Source organism: uncultured Oceanicoccus sp. (assembly GCF_963968385.1).
GTDB lineage: Bacteria > Pseudomonadota > Gammaproteobacteria > Pseudomonadales > Dasaniaceae > Oceanicoccus.
In genome coordinates this window covers 1-2,304 of sequence record NZ_CAXAHB010000136.1, presented here as the reverse complement: position 1 = coordinate 2,304, position 2,304 = coordinate 1, and the positions used below count along the sequence as shown (strand labels likewise).

The following is a 2,304-nucleotide window of genomic DNA, read 5'->3' as shown; positions in this document are numbered from 1 at the left end:
GAATATCTACGTATCAGCATTGGTACAGATGGAGAAATGCAGGCTTTAGTTGTGGCACTTAAGAATATTCTATGTTGACTGTTAACCCCAAGTCTTCAGATGTAGCTCATAAATAGTTTATGGGTAATTAATTTAATTGTTTTTATAAAAAGATAATGCTTTACTTTTATTAGCGTTCAATTACTATCCGACCTGACTTTTTCAGGGTTAAGGATATTCCCCGTAACACTCAAATTTCTAACTCGGCACCAGCCCTACAAATATCTTTAGTGACATATAATTTTTGCCAAAAAGAAGCAGGAAGAGTGCATCTTGTCGGCAATGATGTTACGCATATTATTGTTAGTCATCTTGATCGTCTATGTAATCAATGGCGCGATTAATCAATCACTGATATGTAAGTCGTTCTGTTTTGTTTAAACACTCTATTAAGCATAGTAAAGGAAGTTGCAAGAAAGTTTTTACGCCTGTATGAGAAGTCAACACATTGCCGAGATGCTACCGGAATTACCGGTGTGGCCAATCAAGGATAACGGGCTGTTTAACAAAAAATAGCTCGGTTGAGAGATGAAGTTCAAAAGCAGTAACACTGATTACTGATCAGGGAAGTTGATCATATGTTTAATAGCAAGGATAAGTTAGTATCGATTGTGGTGAGTCTGATCTGGGTTACAGGGCTGACTATGACAATCGCTTACACTGCCGGTGCCAACGATTCGGTGCTTGATCAAACCACCCAGTTTGACCAGTTCCACTACGCATACTATTCCGGGACATGGAAACGCCTGCCCAATTTCTCTCAATTAACGCCGGTTCATACCGGTTACAGTTCAGCCATCAACCTCGATGATCGACCGAAAGATAGTTATTTTGGCGCTGTTTTTGTCGGTCAGCTTAAGATCGATATCGCTGGGGATTACACCTTCTACATAACCTCAGACGATGGTAGCAAACTCATTATCGACGGTCGACCGATGATAGACAATGACGATACCCATGCCAGTAAAACGGAACAAGGCACGGTATTTTTATCTGCCGGCTACCACCAGATAAGAGTCGAATTTTTTCAACGAAAGGGAGGGAAAAAATTAGCGGTTTATTATCAAGGTGCCGACACTAACAACAACAAACAAACACTAGACTCACCGACATTGGCGTTAAAGGCCAGTCCACCCCAATTTCACTACGCATACTATTCGGGGAAGTGGAAGCGCCTGCCCAATTTTTCTAAGTTAATCCCAGTTGATACCGGTTATAGCGCTACCATCAACCTCGATGATCGACCAAAGGGTAGTTATTTTGGGGCCGTTTTTGTTAGTCAGCTTAAGATCGAGACTGCGGGTGATTACAGGTTCTACGCAACCTCAGATGATGGCAGCAAACTGATTATCGACGGCCAGCCGGTGGTAGACAATGACGGCACCCATGCCAGTAAAACAAAAAGTGGTACCCAATATTTGTCTACAGGCTACCATCAGATAAGAGTCGAATTTTTTCAACGAAAGGATGGAAAAAAACTAGAGATTCATTACCAAGGTGCCGACACCGATCAAAGAAAACAAACGTTGCGCCCATCGACAATTTGTTTTTGCGCTGACGCTTCTCAAATTGAATACCAGTATGACGAACTATCACGCCTCACTAGCGTTTTAGTGCCTGAAAGTGATCTCAAAATAAGCTATGTTTATGATGCCATGGGAAATCGCCTAGCTCAGCACTCCGGCACAATCACTGATCAAACACTAAAAAATCACAGTTTCTCAGTCGTACAACCCACTGATCTGCCAGCATCATCTTTTGACGACCTTACGCTAAGTTGGGTTCATCAAGTGCCTGAAGGTGGGCATTTTTATTATGAAGTTTATTTTGGAGACACGAACTCACCCGATCTTTATAAATCTGGATTAACTGAACAGTCATTACATATTGGAGCTGTGGAATCTAGTCTACGTCAATTCCTACAGATTAAAGCGATTGACAGTAGAGGCAACGAGGCAACTAGCCCGATCTGGATTCTCTCACCTCTCGATACCGATAGCGATGGCATTCCCGATCATATCGAAAACACCATATGTGTCGATGCACAAAATGCAGATTCTGACAATGATGGTCTGTCGGATGGATTGGAGGATCAGCCTATCTTTGGAATCATTACTCCACAGGAAACAGACCCCTGTAACCCCGATTCTGACGGCGATCGAATGCCCGATGGTTGGGAGGTGCAGAACGGTTTAAATCCATTGGATGCCGAGGATGCCAACAGTGATACTGATGAAGATGGTCTAAGCCATTTGCAAGAATTTC

At 42.6% G+C, this 2,304-nt stretch carries 1 protein-coding gene; it reads left to right on the top strand.

Annotation, left to right across the window (positions count from 1 at the left end):
- Positions 1-683: 683 nt before the first annotated feature.
- The coding region (locus tag AACP44_RS09045) for a PA14 domain-containing protein (protein WP_339340201.1) at positions 684-2,304 on the top strand (1,621 nt) is incomplete at its 3' end.